The following is a 15,954-nucleotide window of genomic DNA, read 5'->3' as shown; positions in this document are numbered from 1 at the left end:
ATGATAGAAATAAAAAAGCTGACAAAGCAAGCTGATAACAAGCTGATCTTGCGTAGTGTAGACCTCTCAATAAAAAAGGGGGAAACGGTAGCAATCCTCGGACCAAATGGTGCTGGTAAAAGTACGCTTTTAAAGGTGCTGGCAACCTTAATTAAGCCCACATCAGGGCATGTGTTGGTTAATGGTCTGGATTTGAAAAAGAACCAAATTGAAATAAAAAAATTATTAGGTTACTTACCCCATTCCAGCTTGCTTTATGACCATTACTCCCCGTTAGAAAATCTCGTATTCTTTGGGAATATTTACGGGGTTAAAAATGTCGAACAAAAAGCAATTAACCTTGTAAAAGAAGTAGGTTTGTCCTTCTTTTTGAATGAACCAGTCAAGAATTTTTCACGCGGTATGATCCAGAGGATTGCCATTGCACGTGCAATTGTTCATGATCCAGAGGTTCTGCTTTTAGACGAACCGCACACAGGGTTAGATCAAGGAGCTATTTCAATTTTAAATAATGTAATTGTGTCGATGAAAGAAAAAGGTACGACAACATTGATGGTTACCCATGACTTCAAACAAGCAGCAGAAATCTGTGACAGAGTCTTAATTGTGAAGAATGGAAAGATAGTCGATGACTTTAAGGTTGAAAATCGAAACTTAGGGTTTGTGTCTGAAAAATACGAGCTTCAAGTGGAGGGTGTATCATGAACCTATTCCGAACGGCCCTCTTACTAGCTAAAAAGGATTTATATTCAGAGCTAAAAACCAAACAAATTCTCACGACGCAGATCATTTTTGCCGGCCTTGTTATTGTTGTTTTCAGTTTTGCGTTTGACCCTGCCAATAACACAACAAAAGCAGTTATTCCTGGCGTCATTTGGGTCATTATCGTGTTTGCCGGTATTTTAGGACTTAATCGATCGTTTATTTCGGAGCAGCGAAATGATACGATGCAAGGTTTATTGGTAGCGCCTATGGAGGCTGCAAGCATTTATTTAGGAAAGTTCCTCGCGAATTTCGCGATGATGCTTGTAGTGGAAATAGTCTCTATCCCGTTTTTATTCCTACTTTTTGATTTTAAATTTCTTGGTAGTTTTCCATATTTTATTTTAGTTATTTTCTTAGGAAGCTTTGGATTTATTGCTATTGGAACATTCTTAGCTGCCCTTGCTGCTAATTCTAAAAGCAGTGAAATGCTGCTGCCGCTTTTGCTTTTTCCGATTACAACACCTATCTTAATCGGAGTTGTTCAGGCAACGAAAATTATTTTAACGAATGTGGAAAAACTTTCAAGCGCAATTGCCTGGATCCAATTGGTCACGGCGTATGATGTTATTTTCTTTGTTGTTTGCTTCTTATTAATTGATTATGTGCTGGAGGTTTAAGTGATGAGTATGAATCTCGAACGAGAGAAAGCGGTGCTTCCTGGATCTCAAATAACTGATACAAAGAGCCTAAATTTATCAAAATTGCTGTTTAGTGCTACAGTCATTTCCATGTTAGTGTCCCTATATTTTATCTTTATATTTGCTGAAGAAGAAACAACCATGCATGCAGCACAAAAAATCTTTTACTTTCATGTGAGTTCTGCATGGCTTGCCTTTATGGCGTTCTTTGTTACATTTGTCTTTAGTATTTTGTTCTTAATCAAGCGGAAAAGAATTTTTGATACTTATGCATATGTTTCTGCTGAAATCGGTGTTGTATTTACTATCATTGTGTTAACAACAGGTCCAATTTGGGCAAGATCGGCTTGGAATACATGGTGGGTATGGGAACCACGTCTAATCACGACTTTAATTCTATTTTTTATCTATATTGCCTACATTATGATTCGTCAAATGGACGGAGTTTGGGATAAAAAGGCAAGGCTTGCAGCTGTCTTTGGCATCATCGGGTTTGCCGACGTACCAATAGTATTTTTCGCCATTCGTTGGTGGCAAACAAAGTTCCATCCAATTGTTTTTGGTGAGGGACCTTCCCAAAAAGGTGGCGGTATTGATGATACGATGTTAGTAGCATTGCTCATCACGATTACCGCTTTTACCATTCTATATTCCTACCTTCTTCAAAAGGGAGTTTCTTTTGAAAATATGAGAATCAAAGTAGAAAGATATAAAGAAAAATTAAGAGAAGATTTAGAAAAATAGGAGGAATCTAACCATGAATTATGAATATATGTTAGGTGCTTATTCCGTTGCTTGGGTTGTTATTTTTGCTTATATGTTTATTATCGGTAAAAGACATGACAAGCTTAAAAAGGAAATTGAATTTTTAAAACAGCTCGATAAATAGACTGTAAGTCTAGGTGTCAGGAGGAAATACGATGAACAAGCGAGTCATCAAATTACTCGTATTGATTCTAATTATTGGTATGTTTGGTTTTTTTGGATATAGCTTAATTACAAAGGGAAAAAACACGGATGTCGGCGATCAAGCTTATAATTTCGAGCTGCCAAATTATGAAGGAAGTACCACTAAGCTATCTGATTATAAAGGGAAAGTGGTAATATTAAATTATTTTGCCAGCTGGTGTGCACCTTGTAAGGAAGAGTTTCCTGAATTAGCAGCATTTCAAAAGGATTATGGAAATAAATACCCCCTTGTAATGATCAACCGTGGAGAAACAATTGATCGGATAAAAAAAATTACCAACAATAATAAAGAAGGAATGATTTATTTATTTGATTACAATGCCAAGGTTGCAAAACGGTTTAACGTAACTGGCCAGCCTGAAACCTTTGTTATCGATAAGAAGGGAATAATAAGGGAGCACTATAACGGTCCAGTTACTGAAATGCAGCTGTATAATTGGGCAAAGAAATATGATAACTAATCATTAATCTAAACAGAGCAGGCACGTGAATAATTTCATGTTCCTGCTCTTTTATTAACATTATCACAATTAATACATTGGACTTTGAGAATTGTCCAGCTCAAATACATACGCGTTTTTTAATAAACTGTTCGATAATGAAATTCTGCAGAAATAGTGGCAGTTACTTTTATTTGTCCCGGTTCAAATTGCGTTGAACTTATTCCTTTTAAATATGTTTCCGATGGATGGAAATATGGCTGAACCATATTTCCGCCTTCCACTACTAAACTTGGTGTAGGTATTAATGTTACATTTAACGCCTCCGCTATTGTTTTAGCTTTTTCGATTGCATTGTTTAGAGCAAGGACCAAGGCTTGCTGATAAAAAACCTCTTTATTCTTAGCTGTAAATTGAACATTCGAGACATAGTTAACCCCGTTTTGAACTGCTGTATCCACTACTTTCCCTACCAATGATAAATCATCTATTTTCACTTGCAATAGATGGGTTATTTTATAGCCGCGAAATATTTGTTTCCCCTGCTCGTAATCATAATTTGATTCAATACGATAATCGATTGTTTGTATTTGATTTTGCGGAATTCCTAGTCCGAGCAGAGCGTTAATTACTTTTGTCACTTCAATAGAGTTCTGCTGCTGAGCAGTTAACAATTCCTTATTTTCAGTGATGACCCCTAAGTTCACTGAAGCCGAATCAGGCTGAATAGCAAGTTCACCTTCGCCTCTTACTTTTATTAAATTTCCTTTATGATGTGATCCATTTCTATTGGAAGGTATGTTATTATACAAATTTATTTCTCCTCCTTCATTGTTTTTCCTCCTATAAAATACGGATGCCCTTCAGGAAATGTTCCTCTATTAATATCTATTCTTTTATCTTTCGTAAGGTGTTCTATCAATCTTTTCAAAAAAATAGAAATGAATTAACAGATTAGAAAGTCATATTGTGTCCAAGCAGGCATACATTTTAAATAATGAGAAATGTAAATTGAAGGAGGAAGCATACGTGGAAACGATCCTTAGCTTTTTACCCAAAAATATTGCCGACCTAATCAGCAAAATCCCTCCTAACCAAAAAGAAGAATTAGAAGAGATCCGCATTCGTATTAACCGTCCAATTGAAATGATACTAAAGGGAGCTCCACGTTTTTTATCGTATATCATTCAGCCTGAAGATGCTTTTCATCTCATGAATAAAATAAGCCATTTCTCCATTTATACGCTTGAAGAAGAACTTAAACGTGGATATATAACTGTTTCTGGAGGACATCGGATAGGGCTTGCCGGAAAAGTCATTCTTGAGGAGGGAAAGGTCAAGGCGATTAGAGATATCTCCTCTTTTAACATACGAATTGCCAGGGAGAAAGTAGGAATAGCAGAACCTATTATTCCTTTTATTTTTAAAGGTAATTGGATGCATACAATGATTATTGGACCGCCGCAAACGGGAAAAACGACGTTGTTACGTGATATCGCCAGAATCATTTCTACAGGAAACAGGGCAAAAGGTTATGAGGCCAATAAAGTAGGGATTGTTGATGAACGGAGTGAAATTGCGGGATGTGTTAATGGGGTTCCGCAATTGACGTTTGGACACCGCCTGGATGTCTTAGATGCTTGTCCAAAGGCAGAAGGAATGATGATGCTGATTCGCTCAATGAGTCCCGATGTCTTGATTGTTGATGAAGTCGGCCGCAAGGAAGATGCAGAGGCAATTCAAGAGGCTGTACATGCGGGCATTAAACTTGTTATGACCACGCACGGGACAAGCATAGAAGAAATACGAAAAAGGCCATCTCTAAGGGATATCATAGACCAAAGAATTTTTGAACGGTTTGTCATCCTTAGCAGGGTAGCAGGACCCGGAACCATAACACATATTTTAAATGCAAATGGGCAGGAAATGAATCAAAAAGTGAGAGTGACATAAATGATTAAGTTAATTGGTGCCATCATCATTATAGTTGCGACCACTTGGACAGGATTTGAGGCTTCCCGGAATTTTAGTGAACGCCCTAAGCAGCTAAGAGCGTTAAGATCGGCACTGCAATCACTTGAGGCTGAAATTATGTATAGCCATACACCATTACATGAAGCAGCTAGGAGATTAGCAGCCCAGCTTTCCAAGCCTCTCTCTACGTTTTTTGATTCCTTTGCAAAAAAACTAACAGACACTGAAACAACGGTAAAGGAAGCTTGGGAGAATAGTTTAAAAGAGGTATGGAAATCAACGGCATTAAAACAGGGAGAATTTGAAATAATGAAGCAATTTGGGGAAACCCTTGGCCGCCATGATCGCTTTTCCCAGCAAAAACATATTATGCTAACTCTTTCCCACCTTGAAAGAGAAGAAGCGGACGCCATCGACCGGCAGGTAAAATATGAAAAAATGGTAAAGAGTCTAGGATTCTTATCAGGGTTATTACTGATTATTTTATTATTTTAGGGGGAAAAGCAATGGGTTTAGAAGTAGATATTATATTTAAAATCGCAGGTGTTGGCATTGTTGTGGCTTTTTTGCACACCCTACTTGACCAGGTTGGCAAAAAGGAATATGCACAATGGGTTACATTGTTCGGGTTTATTTATATTTTATTTCAGGTCGCCTCAATAGTGGATGATCTTTTCCAGAAAATAAAATCAGTATTCTTGTTTCAATAGAAAGGGGGGCTTTACGATTGAAATCATAAAAATCGTCGGAGTGGCTCTTATCGCAACCTTTCTTGCTTTAATTATTAAAGAGCAAAAACCTAATTTTGCCTTTCTTTTAGTCGTTTTTGTTGGCTGTGCTATTTTTCTTTTTTTAGTAGATAAGATTTTTGAAATTATTCATATGCTTGAAAAGCTGGCAGTGAACGCAAAGGTAAATATGGTTTATGTTGAAACGATCCTTAAAATCATTGGAATTGCCTATATTGCCGAATTTGCCACCCAAATCACCAAGGATGCAGGCCAGGGAGCAATTGCCTCCAAAATTGAATTAGCAGGAAAAATCATCATTCTCGCCATGGCGATACCTATATTAACTGTTTTGATTGAGACCATTATCAAACTAATTCCGAGCTAAGACAATTGTCTAGCTCCAGCGCCCAGGGGCTCGGGGGCATAAGCCCCTGTTCAAGGCGCTTCCGCTTTTCGATTTTCCTTTATCTCATTCGGAGTGCTCCAGTCTATACGTCAGAAAATGGGCGCTTACGCTTTTCTAAAGAGGTGTAAAAATTGAAGCAGAGGCTGCAGATTATTCCTACCATCGTTCTTCTTATTTATTTTTTGTTTATTCCAAATGTCCAAGCTGCCGAAGAATCTAAAGACACCTCTAATCCGCTTTCTCCACAGGAATTGGTAGATGAACAGCTTAAAACTTTGGACTTAACCGAACTAAAACATTTTTGGGAGGATATTACCAATAAATATGGCGGTTTTCTTCCGGAAAGCCAAAAAGGCAGCTTATATGATTTCGTTAAAGGCGATAAAAAATTCTCATTTAAACAATGGGGGCTGGCAGCATTAAAGTTTGTCTTTCATGAGTTTGTTGCGAATGGAAAATTACTTGGATCATTAATTTTGTTAACAATTTTTAGTATGTTTCTTCAATCCATGCAAAATGCTTTCGAGAAGAGCGCTATTAGTAAGGTTGCCTATTCCATTGTGTATATGGTTCTGGTCATCCTAGCTCTTAATAGTTTTCATATCTCGATCAGGTATACAAATGAAGCAATTGGGACGATGACTTCCTTTGTCCTTGCACTTGTTCCTCTCCTGCTTGCGCTAATAGCCGCTTCAGGAGGGCTTGTATCTGCGGCATTCTTTCATCCAGTCATTTTATTTTTAATGAATATAAGCGGAATGTTTATGCAATATGTGATCCTGCCGCTCCTCTTTTTAGCCACCTTGCTCAGTATTGTCAGCACGATGTCTGAACAATATAAGGTGTCACAATTAGCTGCTCTTTTAAGAAACTGGAGCATCGGGTTAATGGGGCTTTTCTTAACGATTTTTCTTGGGGTTATTTCTGTACAGGGTGCATCAGCAGCTGTAACAGATGGCGTAGCAATAAGAACTGCGAAATTCGTAACAGGAAACTTCATTCCTGTCATTGGGAGAATGTTTACCGATGCCACAGATACAGTCGTAAGTGCATCGGTGCTTTTAAAAAATTCAGTTGGCATTGCAGGTGTTGCCATCCTGCTCATTATTGTCGCCTTTCCAGCTATTAAAATATTAATGATTGCTTTTATTTATAAATTTGCTGCAGCTCTCCTTCAGCCTCTAGGCGGCGGTCCGGTGATTAAATGTCTTGATATTATCAGTAAAAGCGTCATTTACGTCTTTGCTGCCCTGGGGATTGTGTCACTGATGTTCTTTTTAAGTATTACAGTTATTGTGGCGGCTGGAAATTTAACGATGATGATGAGATAGGGGGGAAATTAGAATGGAGTTTTTGAGAGAGTGGGTAACGAATATTATTCTTTTTATCCTGTTAGCTACTGTCATTGATATGCTGCTGCCAAATTCTAGCATGCAAAAATATACCAAGATGGTTACAGGTCTGCTCTTAATTGCGATTATTCTTGCCCCTATCTTTAAATTGATCTCCAAGGACTTTGAATCAGCACTTGGTTCTATTCCTTCATTTCAATCTCCGGGAGAAAAAAATATGAAAAATTTAATAGATTTTAAGAAAAAAGAAATACAAGCCTCACAACATGCATATATTTTAGAAGAATTGGCTGTCCAGCTAAAAAAAGGCGTTAAGGAGGAGTTGATGGAACAATACGGATTGGAGATTGAAAAAATTGATCTAGCCATAAATGATAAAAGCGACCAAACATTCCCTGAAAACCTCCAAAAGGTTTTGGTTCACCTAAAACAGCCAGAACATGGCGTGAAGACAGTCGAGGCAATTAAGCAAATCGAAATAAACACAGAAAAACCTCTTCCAACCAAAGGATCAACAGAAGAAACAGAAAAAATCGCCGCATTTCTTTCACAGAAATGGAACGTAACAGAGGAAGCAGTGGAAGTTTTGATTGAAGGGGGGATTAAAAAGAAGAATGGATAACAACAAAGGACCATTATCGTGGCTCAAAAATATATTCAAACAGGATGATAAGGGCGATAAGAAACTCGGTAAGTACCAATATATGCTCCTTGTCCTATGTATTGGTGCCGCGTTTATGCTTGCAGGGAATATTTTATTTAAAAATGGCACAAATCCTGCTTCGTTACCCACGGCAACGAACGAAAAAGCACCTTCTGAAGATGTTCCGGCATTCGGTATGAAAAAGAGTTCCGGCAATAAGGCGATTGCTGAATATGAGGAAAAATATGAAAATCAGATGAAGAAAGCCTTACAGGAAATGCTGGGGGATGATGATGTTACCGTTTTGGTGACAATAGATTCAACTGATAAGAAAATACTTGAGAAAAATAGGGTGACCAAATCACAAGCAACAGATGAAACGGATCGTGAAGGCGGGCAGCGTAAGGTTGTAGATTCTTCAACAGATGAACAACTGGTCATTATCCGTGAAGGAGAAAAAGAGGTTCCAATTGTTGTAGAAACCAAAAAGCCTGAGATTCGCGGTGTACTTGTGGTTGCAAAGGGAGCAGATAATATCGAGGTAAAAAAATGGATTAGGGAAGCAGTCACTCGGGCTTTAGGAGTGCCAAGCCATCGAGTTGCTGTCATGCCTAAAAAATAAAAGGGGGATTTCCTATATGCTTTTGAAAAAACAAACTGTTTGGTTATTAACAATGTTGAGTTTAGTAGTTGTGTTATCGGTTTATTACATTACGTCTCCTGAGCAAAAGAACAAAGACATTGCTGCTGTACAACAAAAGCCTAAAGATCAAAATCAAGGTAAAACAAAAACAGAAACCAAAGACGGAAAAACAGTTGTAACTTCTGTAGCAGGTGATGCAGCATTTGAAGATCTTCGAATGAAGCTCGAGGACCAACGCAGCAAGCAGCAAGAAGAATTTACAGACGAGATAGCCTCCACTGATCTTTCACCAGATGAAAAAAGCAAAGTGAAAGACCAAATGGATCAATTAAATAAAACAGCCCAAAGTGAACAATTGCTTGAATCTTTTATTAAAACAATGGGTTTTGATGATGTCCTTGTTAGAGCCGACGGACCGAAAGTAATTGTAACGGTTAAATCTAAGAAAAAGCCTTCCGCCTCAGAGGCCAACAAGATTATGCTAGAAGTGAAAAAAGAAATTGACGAAACCAATTATGTAACAGTTGAATACCAGCCGTCAAAATAACTAAGAAACCTGGAAGCCCCTAAGCGCTGAAGATAGAATTCTCAAAGTCCTATGAATTAATTCATTAAAAGGAAAGTCTAGACTTTCCTTTTTTCCATTGTTTAATAACATTATGCATAGGGGAAACTATTCATTTGAGGTGATTGGAACATTCAAAATTCCTTTTTTATCATAAAAAGATTATGATGATAGGGGGCAAATAGTGAAATGTTCATATACTTCGGATTTAAAATATTGAACTATTACTTAATATTATCGTATAGTATTAGTAGTAAGTCCTAATTAATGTTGTACAAGGAGTGTAACTCAATGTTAAAAGTACAAGAAATTCGTGAATTAATTAAATTAGTTGACCAGTCTAGTATTGATGAATTTGAATATGAATATGACGGTTCAAAAATTAAAATGAAGAAAAATACCTCAACCACAATTGTTTCACAAGTGAGTCCGGCAGTACCCGTAGGTGAAATAGCACCGGTTGTCCAACCAACTCCTGTCGCTGCTGCAGCAACTTCTGCCCCAGTTCAAGGAGTTATACAGGAGACTACTAAGGAAGAATCGTTGAAGCCGGCGGATACTGCAAATTTACACAAAATAACCTCGCCTATGGTGGGAACTTTCTATGCCTCGCCAACCCCAGAATCAGACGTATATGTAAAAGCAGGTTCTAAGGTCTCAAAGGATTCCATCGTTTGTATCGTAGAAGCGATGAAACTATTCAATGAGATTGAAGCAGAGGTAAACGGTGAAATTGTTGAAGTACTTGTTAAAAATGGCCAATTAGTAGAATACGGACAGCCTTTATTTTTAGTAAAGCCTGAGTAAGGAGCGGTAACAGGATGATAAAAAAACTGTTAATTGCAAACAGAGGAGAAATTGCAGTGAGGATTATACGTGCCTGTCGAGAAATGGGCATTGAATCCGTAGCTGTTTACTCCGAAGCAGATCGTGAGGCATTGCATGTCCAATTGGCAGATGAAGCTTATTGTATTGGACCCACACCATCAAAAGACAGTTATTTAAACGTAACAAATATTATTAGTGTCGCTAAGCTGACTGCCTGTGATGCCATTCATCCAGGCTATGGTTTCCTGGCTGAAAATGCAGATTTCGCAGAACTTTGCCGCGAATGTAATATTACATTTGTGGGCCCAAGTCCTGAGGCCATCACAAAAATGGGTACAAAGGATATTGCAAGAGAAACAATGCGTGAAGCCGGCGTTCCAATTGTTCCTGGTTCAACTGGAATCATAAATGATATCGATGAAGCACTTGAACTTGTTAAGAAGATTGAATACCCGGTAATAATAAAAGCGACTGCAGGCGGAGGCGGTAAAGGCATTCGCGTGGCTAAAAATGAACAGGAATTAATAAAAGGCATAAATATTACCCAGCAAGAAGCTTTAACGGCATTTGGAAACCCTGGCGTATACATAGAAAAATATATTGAGGATTTCCGCCATGTTGAAATTCAGGTCCTAGGTGATACTTACGGTAACACCATTCATTTAGGAGAAAGAGATTGCTCCATCCAACGCAGGCTGCAAAAGCTTCTTGAAGAAACGCCTTCACCTGCCTTAGACGGAGAAATTCGCTCTGAAATGGGTGAAGCAGCAGTAAAAGCTGCAAAAGCAGTTGATTATTCAGGTGCTGGCACGGTAGAATTTATATATGACTACCGCAATCGTAAATTTTATTTTATGGAAATGAACACAAGGATTCAGGTGGAGCATCCCGTAACAGAAATGGTCACTGGAATAGACCTGGTAAAAGAGCAGATTCGAGTGGCAAGCGGCGAAAAACTAACAATTAATCAGCAGGATGTCACTTTTACAGGATGGGCAATCGAATGCCGGATAAATGCAGAAAATCCTGAGAAGAACTTTCTCCCTTCTGCCGGGAAAATTAATATGTATTTACCGCCTGGTGGATTAGGTGTTCGTATTGATTCAGCAGCTTATCCAGGATACACGATTCCGCCTTACTACGATTCCATGATTGCGAAAGTCATAACATATGGCAGCACCAGGGATGAAGCAATATCAAGAATGAAACGTGCCTTAAGTGAGTTTGTTGTTGAAGGCATCCATACCACGATACCGTTTCATTTAAAATTGCTTGAGCATGAAAAATTTGTAGAAGGCAGCTTTAATACAAAATTTCTGGAATTGCATGATGTGATGAAGTCTATCTAATATCTGGAGGTGTACTAAATGAGCGAGTTTAGTGTCTTGGAAATGGATCATGGAAATAATGGACATGGGAAAATTGAAATTGCTCCTGAAGTAATTGAGGTTATTGCAGGGATTGCTGCTTCCGAGGTTGAAGGTGTAGCAGGTATGCGCGGCAATTTTGCTACTGGTGTTGTAGAACGCTTAGGGAAAAAAAACCACGGTAAAGGCGTGAAAGTGGAACTAACTGAATCAGGAATAAAAGTTGATGTGTATTGTTTAATGAAGTTCGGCATTTCTATTCCGAGTGTTGCAGGCAAAATACAGGATAATATTCGTCAAGCACTGCTAAATATGACGGCATTAGATGCAGAGGAAGTAAACATTCACGTTGTAGGAATTCAATTTGAAGCGCAAAAGAATGAACTTGAGATTGATTCAGAACTTTAATATATTGAACCAAGGGAATGATTCCTTTGGTTTTTTTTATTAAATGATTCTAAATAATAAAAAATCAACCTTAGTGTGCGATTCTCATTTAGTTATGCTATTATCTTTTTATGTACAAGCAAGCTTATTTGCTTTAATTACAATTCATGTATGAAATATCGACAAAAATAATTTAATATAACTAAAGGAGTTAACGGTATAATGAAAAGAAGAACAGCTAGGGAAAAAGCACTACAGGCTCTTTTTCAAATCGATGTAAGTAACACTGAACCATCATTAGCAATTGAACATGTTTTGGAAGGGGAGGCAGGTGACGAGTATCTATCAAAACTAGTTCTAGGGGTTATTGAGCATAAAGCTGAAATTGATGAATTAATCATGCAAAATCTTGAAAAATGGTCACTCGACCGATTAGCAACGGTTGATCGAAATTTATTAAGAATTGCTACATATGAATTGAAATATTTCCGAAATGAAGTTCCGGAAAATGTTATTTTAGATGAAGCGATAGAGATAGCTAAAATTTATGGGGATGACCAATCAAGTAAGTTTATTAATGGTGTTCTTTCGAAGGTGAAACAAAAGCTTCTTACTAATTAATTGATTGGGTTCTCGGGATAAGGGGAGAAATGACAATGACTGCTCAAATTATTAATGGAAAAGAAATCGCCTCAAAAAAAAGATTAGAAATTGCTGAAGAGGTTGAAAACCTTAAAAGTCAGGGTGTTACACCAGGATTAGCCGTTATTCTCGTAGGAAATAATCATGCATCTCGGACATATGTAACAAGTAAAGAAAAAGCATGTAAAGAACTTGGTATGTACTCTTTATTAATTGAAATGCAAGAAGAGGTATCTGAGGAGGAATTACTCGCAAAAATTGCAGAATTGAACGTAGCCCCTGAGATTCATGGTATTTTGGTCCAGCTCCCACTTCCAAAGCATATTGATGAAAAAAAGGTAATTGAATCCATCTCTCCATTAAAGGATGTCGATGGTTTCCATCCGATTAATATTGGCAGGATGATGACTGGACAAAATGCTTTCTTGCCATGTACACCTTACGGAATTATGGTGTTACTTGAAGAAACAGGTATTTCCATTTCAGGGAAGCATGTTGTTGTGGTTGGAAGAAGCAATATTGTCGGCAAGCCTGTAGGACAATTATTCCTTAATCAACATGCAACTGTAACATATTGTCATTCAAAAACGAAAGATTTAATGTTCCATACAAAACATGCGGATATCCTTGTTGCTGCAGTTGGAATTCCAAACTTTATTAAGGCAGAACATGTAAAAGATGGCGCAGTCGTAATTGATGTAGGCATTAACCGCAATGAATCTGGAAAGCTTTGCGGTGATGTAGCTTTTGATGAGGTGTCTATGAAAGCAGGATATATCACTCCAGTACCAAAAGGAGTAGGTCCTATGACCATTACGATGCTTATGTACAATACACTTAAATCCGCAGCTGAAAGTTTAGACCTAAATTAAGCAGACTCTTGTCCTTATCTATTATGGTTGAATTTCACTTTATTATAGATAAGGACAGTTTTGCTAATTGGTGAGAAGAGGAACTTGTTATGCAGGAGCAAAGATATCTATCGGTAAATGCTTTAACCAAATACATAAAAAGGAAATTTGATGCCGACCCGCATTTACATGATGTTCATGTAAGAGGGGAAATTTCAAATTTTAAACAGCATTCGAGCGGACATATGTATTTTACATTAAAGGATGAGAAAGCCCGAATTCTTGCTGTGATGTTTGCTAGTCAGTCCCGCTTCATGAAGTTTTCACCTGAAAATGGGATGAAGGTGATTGTAAAAGGTGATATCACTGTATACGAACCTAGCGGCCAGTACCAAATTTATATAAAAGAAATGCAGCCAGATGGCATTGGAGAATTGTTTTTAGCCTATGAGCAGTTAAAACAAAGACTTGAGGCAGAAGGATTATTCGCATCTGAAACTAAAAAGGCTATTCCTTTGTATCCAAGAACAGTTGGCGTCATTACTTCTCCTACAGGAGCTGCAATAAGAGATGTAATAACAACAATTAAAAGACGTTATCCAATAGCAAATATTCTTGTATTCCCGGCACTTGTCCAAGGTGATCAGGCAGCCCCCTCCATAGTGAAGGCAATTGAACAGGCAAATAACATGAAGGATATTGATGTGTTGATTGTGGGACGTGGGGGAGGCTCGATCGAGGAACTGTGGGCCTTTAATGAAGAACTAACCGCTCGTGCTATTTTTGCATCTAAGATTCCGATTATTTCAGCTGTTGGTCATGAAACAGATTTTACAATTGCTGATTTTGTTGCTGATTTACGTGCTCCTACACCAACTGGTGCTGCAGAATTAGCTGTTCCACATTTGGAAGAGTTAATGGACAGGATTTTGCAACGGCAAACACGCTTGCTCCGTGCGATGAATGGGAAATTCAAGTTTGAAAAAGAACGCTTAAACCGTGTTCAAAAATCATATGCCTTTCGCTATCCACACCGTCTTTATGAACAAAAACTTGAACAGCTTGACAAATTAACAGAGATGCTAGTTCGTGGAACTTCTAGATTATCTATCTTAAAAAAAGGTCAGCATGAGATTCTGCATAAACGGTTGCAACGGAACCATCCTAACGAAGCAATTCGAGAAGCAAAAACAAGTTTTGATCGAATGCAAAAAGCCATGAACCGTTCTATGATTCAAATTCTCTCAAAAAAACAAACCAACTTTGACCGAATTCTTTCAACCTTACAAGCATTGAGTCCATTGAAAATAATGGAGCGCGGTTATAGTTTGGCTTATACAGAAGAAAACATTCTTGTGAAAAGTGTAAAACAAGTAAAAGTAAACGAGCATGTTCAGATTCAATTAACGGATGGGAGTCTTTTCTGTAATGTGGAGAATATAAAGGAGAGAGAAATTAGTGACCAATGAAAGAAAATTAACCTTTGAAGAGGCAATGAAGAAACTGGAACAAATTGTGGATAAGCTTGAAGAAGGCGACGTTCCATTAGAAGAGGCGATTCTTTTCTATAAAGACGGTATGGAACTTTCAAAACTATGTCATGATAAATTGAAAAGTGTGGAAGAACAACTTACGCAAATCATAACGGAGGATGGACGTACGGAAAGTTTTTCTATTGACGAGGAGGAATAAGACTTGAAAACCGGGTTACTAGACGCATTTCAACAAGAATATAAGCAACTGCTTGATTGGGAACTTCGTGCACTGGTTGAAAAGCTTGATGCTCCTTCTGTTATCAAGGAATCCATGATTTATTCTCTTGAAGCAGGCGGCAAAAGAATCCGTCCCCTATTGCTATTTGCAACATTGGACGCGTTTGGAATAGACCCAAAAAAAGGAGTGCCAGTTGCGGCTGCGATTGAAATGATTCATACCTACTCCTTAATCCATGATGACTTGCCGAGTATGGACAATGACGATTTAAGGAGAGGAAAACCGACCAATCATAAGGTATTTGGTGATGCCATTGCTATTTTAGCTGGTGATGCCTTATTAACCTATAGTTTCGAAGTGATTAGTAAGCTTGCAAATGAATTTGCTTCGGCCGATACAAAGCTAAAGCTAGTGATCGAAATGGCAAAAGCGGCGGGGACAGAAGGAATGGTAGGCGGTCAAGTTGCGGATATGGAAGGAGAAGGTAAGAAACTCTCTCTTGAGGAGCTTGAGTATATACATATCCATAAAACGGGTAAGCTGCTCAGGTTTAGCGTGGTAGCTGGGGCTATTATGGCGAGGTCAAGTCAAAGCCAATTTGATCATCTCTCACTTTTTTCCCATCACCTTGGTCTTGCATTTCAAATACAAGATGATATTCTAGATTTGGTCGGCAATCAGCAAATTATTGGGAAGCCTGTTGGAAGTGATACCGCAAACCATAAGAGTACTTATCCCCAATTGTTAACTTTGGAAGGTGCAAAAGATGCTTTACGTAATCAAATAAACATGTCAAAGGAATATCTGAAAAAGACAGGCTTAAATACAAATTTGTTAAGAGAAATAGCGGATTTAGTTGCTACAAGAGATCACTAATAATGGGTGTTTGAGGCAATCAATTTAGTGTGTTATAATCTTTTTCAATGTAGAGAACGTTGTTAATGCCGTTATCACATTTTGTGTTAGCGGCTATTTTTTCAGAAATAGTGAAATCCTAGCAATAGTAAGAATATATTAAAAAAAGTTTCAGAAAGAAAATG

Annotated in this window: 22 protein-coding genes; 21 read left to right on the top strand and 1 reads right to left on the bottom strand. The window is 37.9% G+C overall.

The window, feature by feature from the left end:
• From ccmA to QNH20_RS18075, 5 genes are read left to right on the top strand one after another with little or no spacing between them, the layout of a single operon-like run.
• On the top strand, nt 1-705 hold the full coding sequence (ccmA, locus tag QNH20_RS18095) for a heme ABC exporter ATP-binding protein CcmA (RefSeq protein WP_283919369.1): 705 nt from the start codon (nt 1-3) through the stop codon (nt 703-705).
• Nucleotides 702-1,382 carry a heme exporter protein CcmB gene (locus QNH20_RS18090; protein ID WP_283919368.1) on the top strand — a complete coding sequence of 227 codons (681 nt, stop codon included), beginning with the start codon at nt 702-704 and terminating at the stop codon, nt 1,380-1,382. Before ccmA ends, QNH20_RS18090 begins: the two co-directional genes overlap by 4 nt.
• 3 nt (nt 1,383-1,385) lie before the next feature.
• Complete coding sequence (locus QNH20_RS18085; RefSeq protein WP_283919367.1) at nt 1,386-2,147, top strand: cytochrome c biogenesis protein; 762 nt, start codon at nt 1,386-1,388, stop codon at nt 2,145-2,147.
• Nucleotides 2,148-2,160: 13 nt separating this feature from the next.
• Nucleotides 2,161-2,292 (top strand): CcmD family protein, encoded by a 132-nt coding sequence (locus tag QNH20_RS18080; protein WP_213120226.1) that lies wholly within the window; start codon nt 2,161-2,163, stop codon nt 2,290-2,292.
• A gap of 31 nt (nt 2,293-2,323) precedes the next feature.
• Entirely contained in the window at nt 2,324-2,833 is a 510-nt protein-coding gene (locus QNH20_RS18075) for a TlpA family protein disulfide reductase (protein WP_283919366.1), read from the top strand.
• Nucleotides 2,834-2,952: 119 nt separating this feature from the next.
• On the opposite strand, the gene QNH20_RS18070 is transcribed toward QNH20_RS18075, so the two are convergent.
• On the bottom strand, nt 2,953-3,624 hold the full coding sequence (locus QNH20_RS18070; protein ID WP_283919365.1) for an SIMPL domain-containing protein: 672 nt from the start codon (nt 3,622-3,624) through the stop codon (nt 2,953-2,955).
• Nucleotides 3,625-3,841: 217 nt separating this feature from the next.
• Between QNH20_RS18070 and spoIIIAA the strand changes: the two genes are divergently transcribed.
• From spoIIIAA to QNH20_RS17990, 16 genes are all read left to right on the top strand, one after another.
• Nucleotides 3,842-4,765, top strand: a complete 924-nt coding sequence (gene spoIIIAA / locus QNH20_RS18065) for a stage III sporulation protein AA (RefSeq protein ID WP_283919364.1) — start codon at nt 3,842-3,844, stop codon at nt 4,763-4,765.
• Complete coding sequence (gene spoIIIAB / locus QNH20_RS18060) at nt 4,766-5,281, top strand: stage III sporulation protein SpoIIIAB (protein WP_283919363.1); 516 nt, start codon at nt 4,766-4,768, stop codon at nt 5,279-5,281.
• An 11-nt stretch (nt 5,282-5,292) separates the two neighbouring features.
• Nucleotides 5,293-5,496 carry a stage III sporulation protein AC gene (gene spoIIIAC / locus QNH20_RS18055; protein ID WP_283919362.1) on the top strand — a complete coding sequence of 68 codons (204 nt, stop codon included), beginning with the start codon at nt 5,293-5,295 and terminating at the stop codon, nt 5,494-5,496.
• A 16-nt stretch (nt 5,497-5,512) separates the two neighbouring features.
• Nucleotides 5,513-5,902, top strand: coding sequence for a stage III sporulation protein AD (spoIIIAD, locus tag QNH20_RS18050; protein ID WP_283923444.1), 390 nt, complete (start codon nt 5,513-5,515; stop codon nt 5,900-5,902).
• A gap of 152 nt (nt 5,903-6,054) precedes the next feature.
• A complete protein-coding gene (gene spoIIIAE / locus QNH20_RS18045) occupies nt 6,055-7,254 on the top strand; it encodes a stage III sporulation protein AE (RefSeq protein ID WP_283919361.1) in 1,200 nt (399 codons plus the stop codon).
• Nucleotides 7,255-7,267: 13 nt separating this feature from the next.
• Nucleotides 7,268-7,897 (top strand): stage III sporulation protein AF, encoded by a 630-nt coding sequence (gene spoIIIAF, locus QNH20_RS18040; RefSeq protein WP_283919360.1) that lies wholly within the window; start codon nt 7,268-7,270, stop codon nt 7,895-7,897.
• Nucleotides 7,890-8,540, top strand: coding sequence for a stage III sporulation protein AG (spoIIIAG, locus tag QNH20_RS18035; protein ID WP_283919359.1), 651 nt, complete (start codon nt 7,890-7,892; stop codon nt 8,538-8,540). The genes spoIIIAF and spoIIIAG overlap by 8 nt, the downstream gene beginning before the upstream one ends.
• 16 nt (nt 8,541-8,556) lie before the next feature.
• Nucleotides 8,557-9,108 (top strand): SpoIIIAH-like family protein, encoded by a 552-nt coding sequence (locus QNH20_RS18030; protein WP_283919358.1) that lies wholly within the window; start codon nt 8,557-8,559, stop codon nt 9,106-9,108.
• A gap of 309 nt (nt 9,109-9,417) precedes the next feature.
• On the top strand, nt 9,418-9,933 hold the full coding sequence (gene accB / locus QNH20_RS18025) for an acetyl-CoA carboxylase biotin carboxyl carrier protein (protein WP_283919357.1): 516 nt from the start codon (nt 9,418-9,420) through the stop codon (nt 9,931-9,933).
• A gap of 14 nt (nt 9,934-9,947) precedes the next feature.
• A complete protein-coding gene (gene accC / locus QNH20_RS18020) occupies nt 9,948-11,303 on the top strand; it encodes an acetyl-CoA carboxylase biotin carboxylase subunit (RefSeq protein WP_283919356.1) in 1,356 nt (451 codons plus the stop codon).
• 18 nt (nt 11,304-11,321) lie between these two features.
• Nucleotides 11,322-11,729 (top strand): Asp23/Gls24 family envelope stress response protein, encoded by a 408-nt coding sequence (locus QNH20_RS18015; protein ID WP_283919355.1) that lies wholly within the window; start codon nt 11,322-11,324, stop codon nt 11,727-11,729.
• Nucleotides 11,730-11,930: 201 nt separating this feature from the next.
• On the top strand, nt 11,931-12,329 hold the full coding sequence (gene nusB / locus QNH20_RS18010) for a transcription antitermination factor NusB (RefSeq protein ID WP_283919354.1): 399 nt from the start codon (nt 11,931-11,933) through the stop codon (nt 12,327-12,329).
• Between the two features lie 35 nt (nt 12,330-12,364).
• Nucleotides 12,365-13,222 carry a bifunctional methylenetetrahydrofolate dehydrogenase/methenyltetrahydrofolate cyclohydrolase FolD gene (gene folD, locus QNH20_RS18005; protein ID WP_283919353.1) on the top strand — a complete coding sequence of 286 codons (858 nt, stop codon included), beginning with the start codon at nt 12,365-12,367 and terminating at the stop codon, nt 13,220-13,222.
• An 89-nt stretch (nt 13,223-13,311) separates the two neighbouring features.
• On the top strand, nt 13,312-14,670 hold the full coding sequence (gene xseA, locus QNH20_RS18000; RefSeq protein WP_283919352.1) for an exodeoxyribonuclease VII large subunit: 1,359 nt from the start codon (nt 13,312-13,314) through the stop codon (nt 14,668-14,670).
• Nucleotides 14,660-14,893, top strand: coding sequence for an exodeoxyribonuclease VII small subunit (locus QNH20_RS17995; protein WP_283919351.1), 234 nt, complete (start codon nt 14,660-14,662; stop codon nt 14,891-14,893). The genes xseA and QNH20_RS17995 overlap by 11 nt, the downstream gene beginning before the upstream one ends.
• A 3-nt stretch (nt 14,894-14,896) precedes the next feature.
• Nucleotides 14,897-15,790, top strand: a complete 894-nt coding sequence (locus QNH20_RS17990; protein ID WP_283919350.1) for a polyprenyl synthetase family protein — start codon at nt 14,897-14,899, stop codon at nt 15,788-15,790.
• The last annotated feature ends 164 nt before the right edge of the window (nt 15,791-15,954 follow it).

Origin of the sequence: Neobacillus sp. WH10 (genome assembly GCF_030123405.1) — a bacterium.
Taxonomy (GTDB): domain Bacteria; phylum Bacillota; class Bacilli; order Bacillales; family Cytobacillaceae; genus Neobacillus.
The sequence above is the reverse complement of the archived record's forward strand: the minus strand, read 5'-3'. Positions and strand labels throughout refer to the sequence as shown.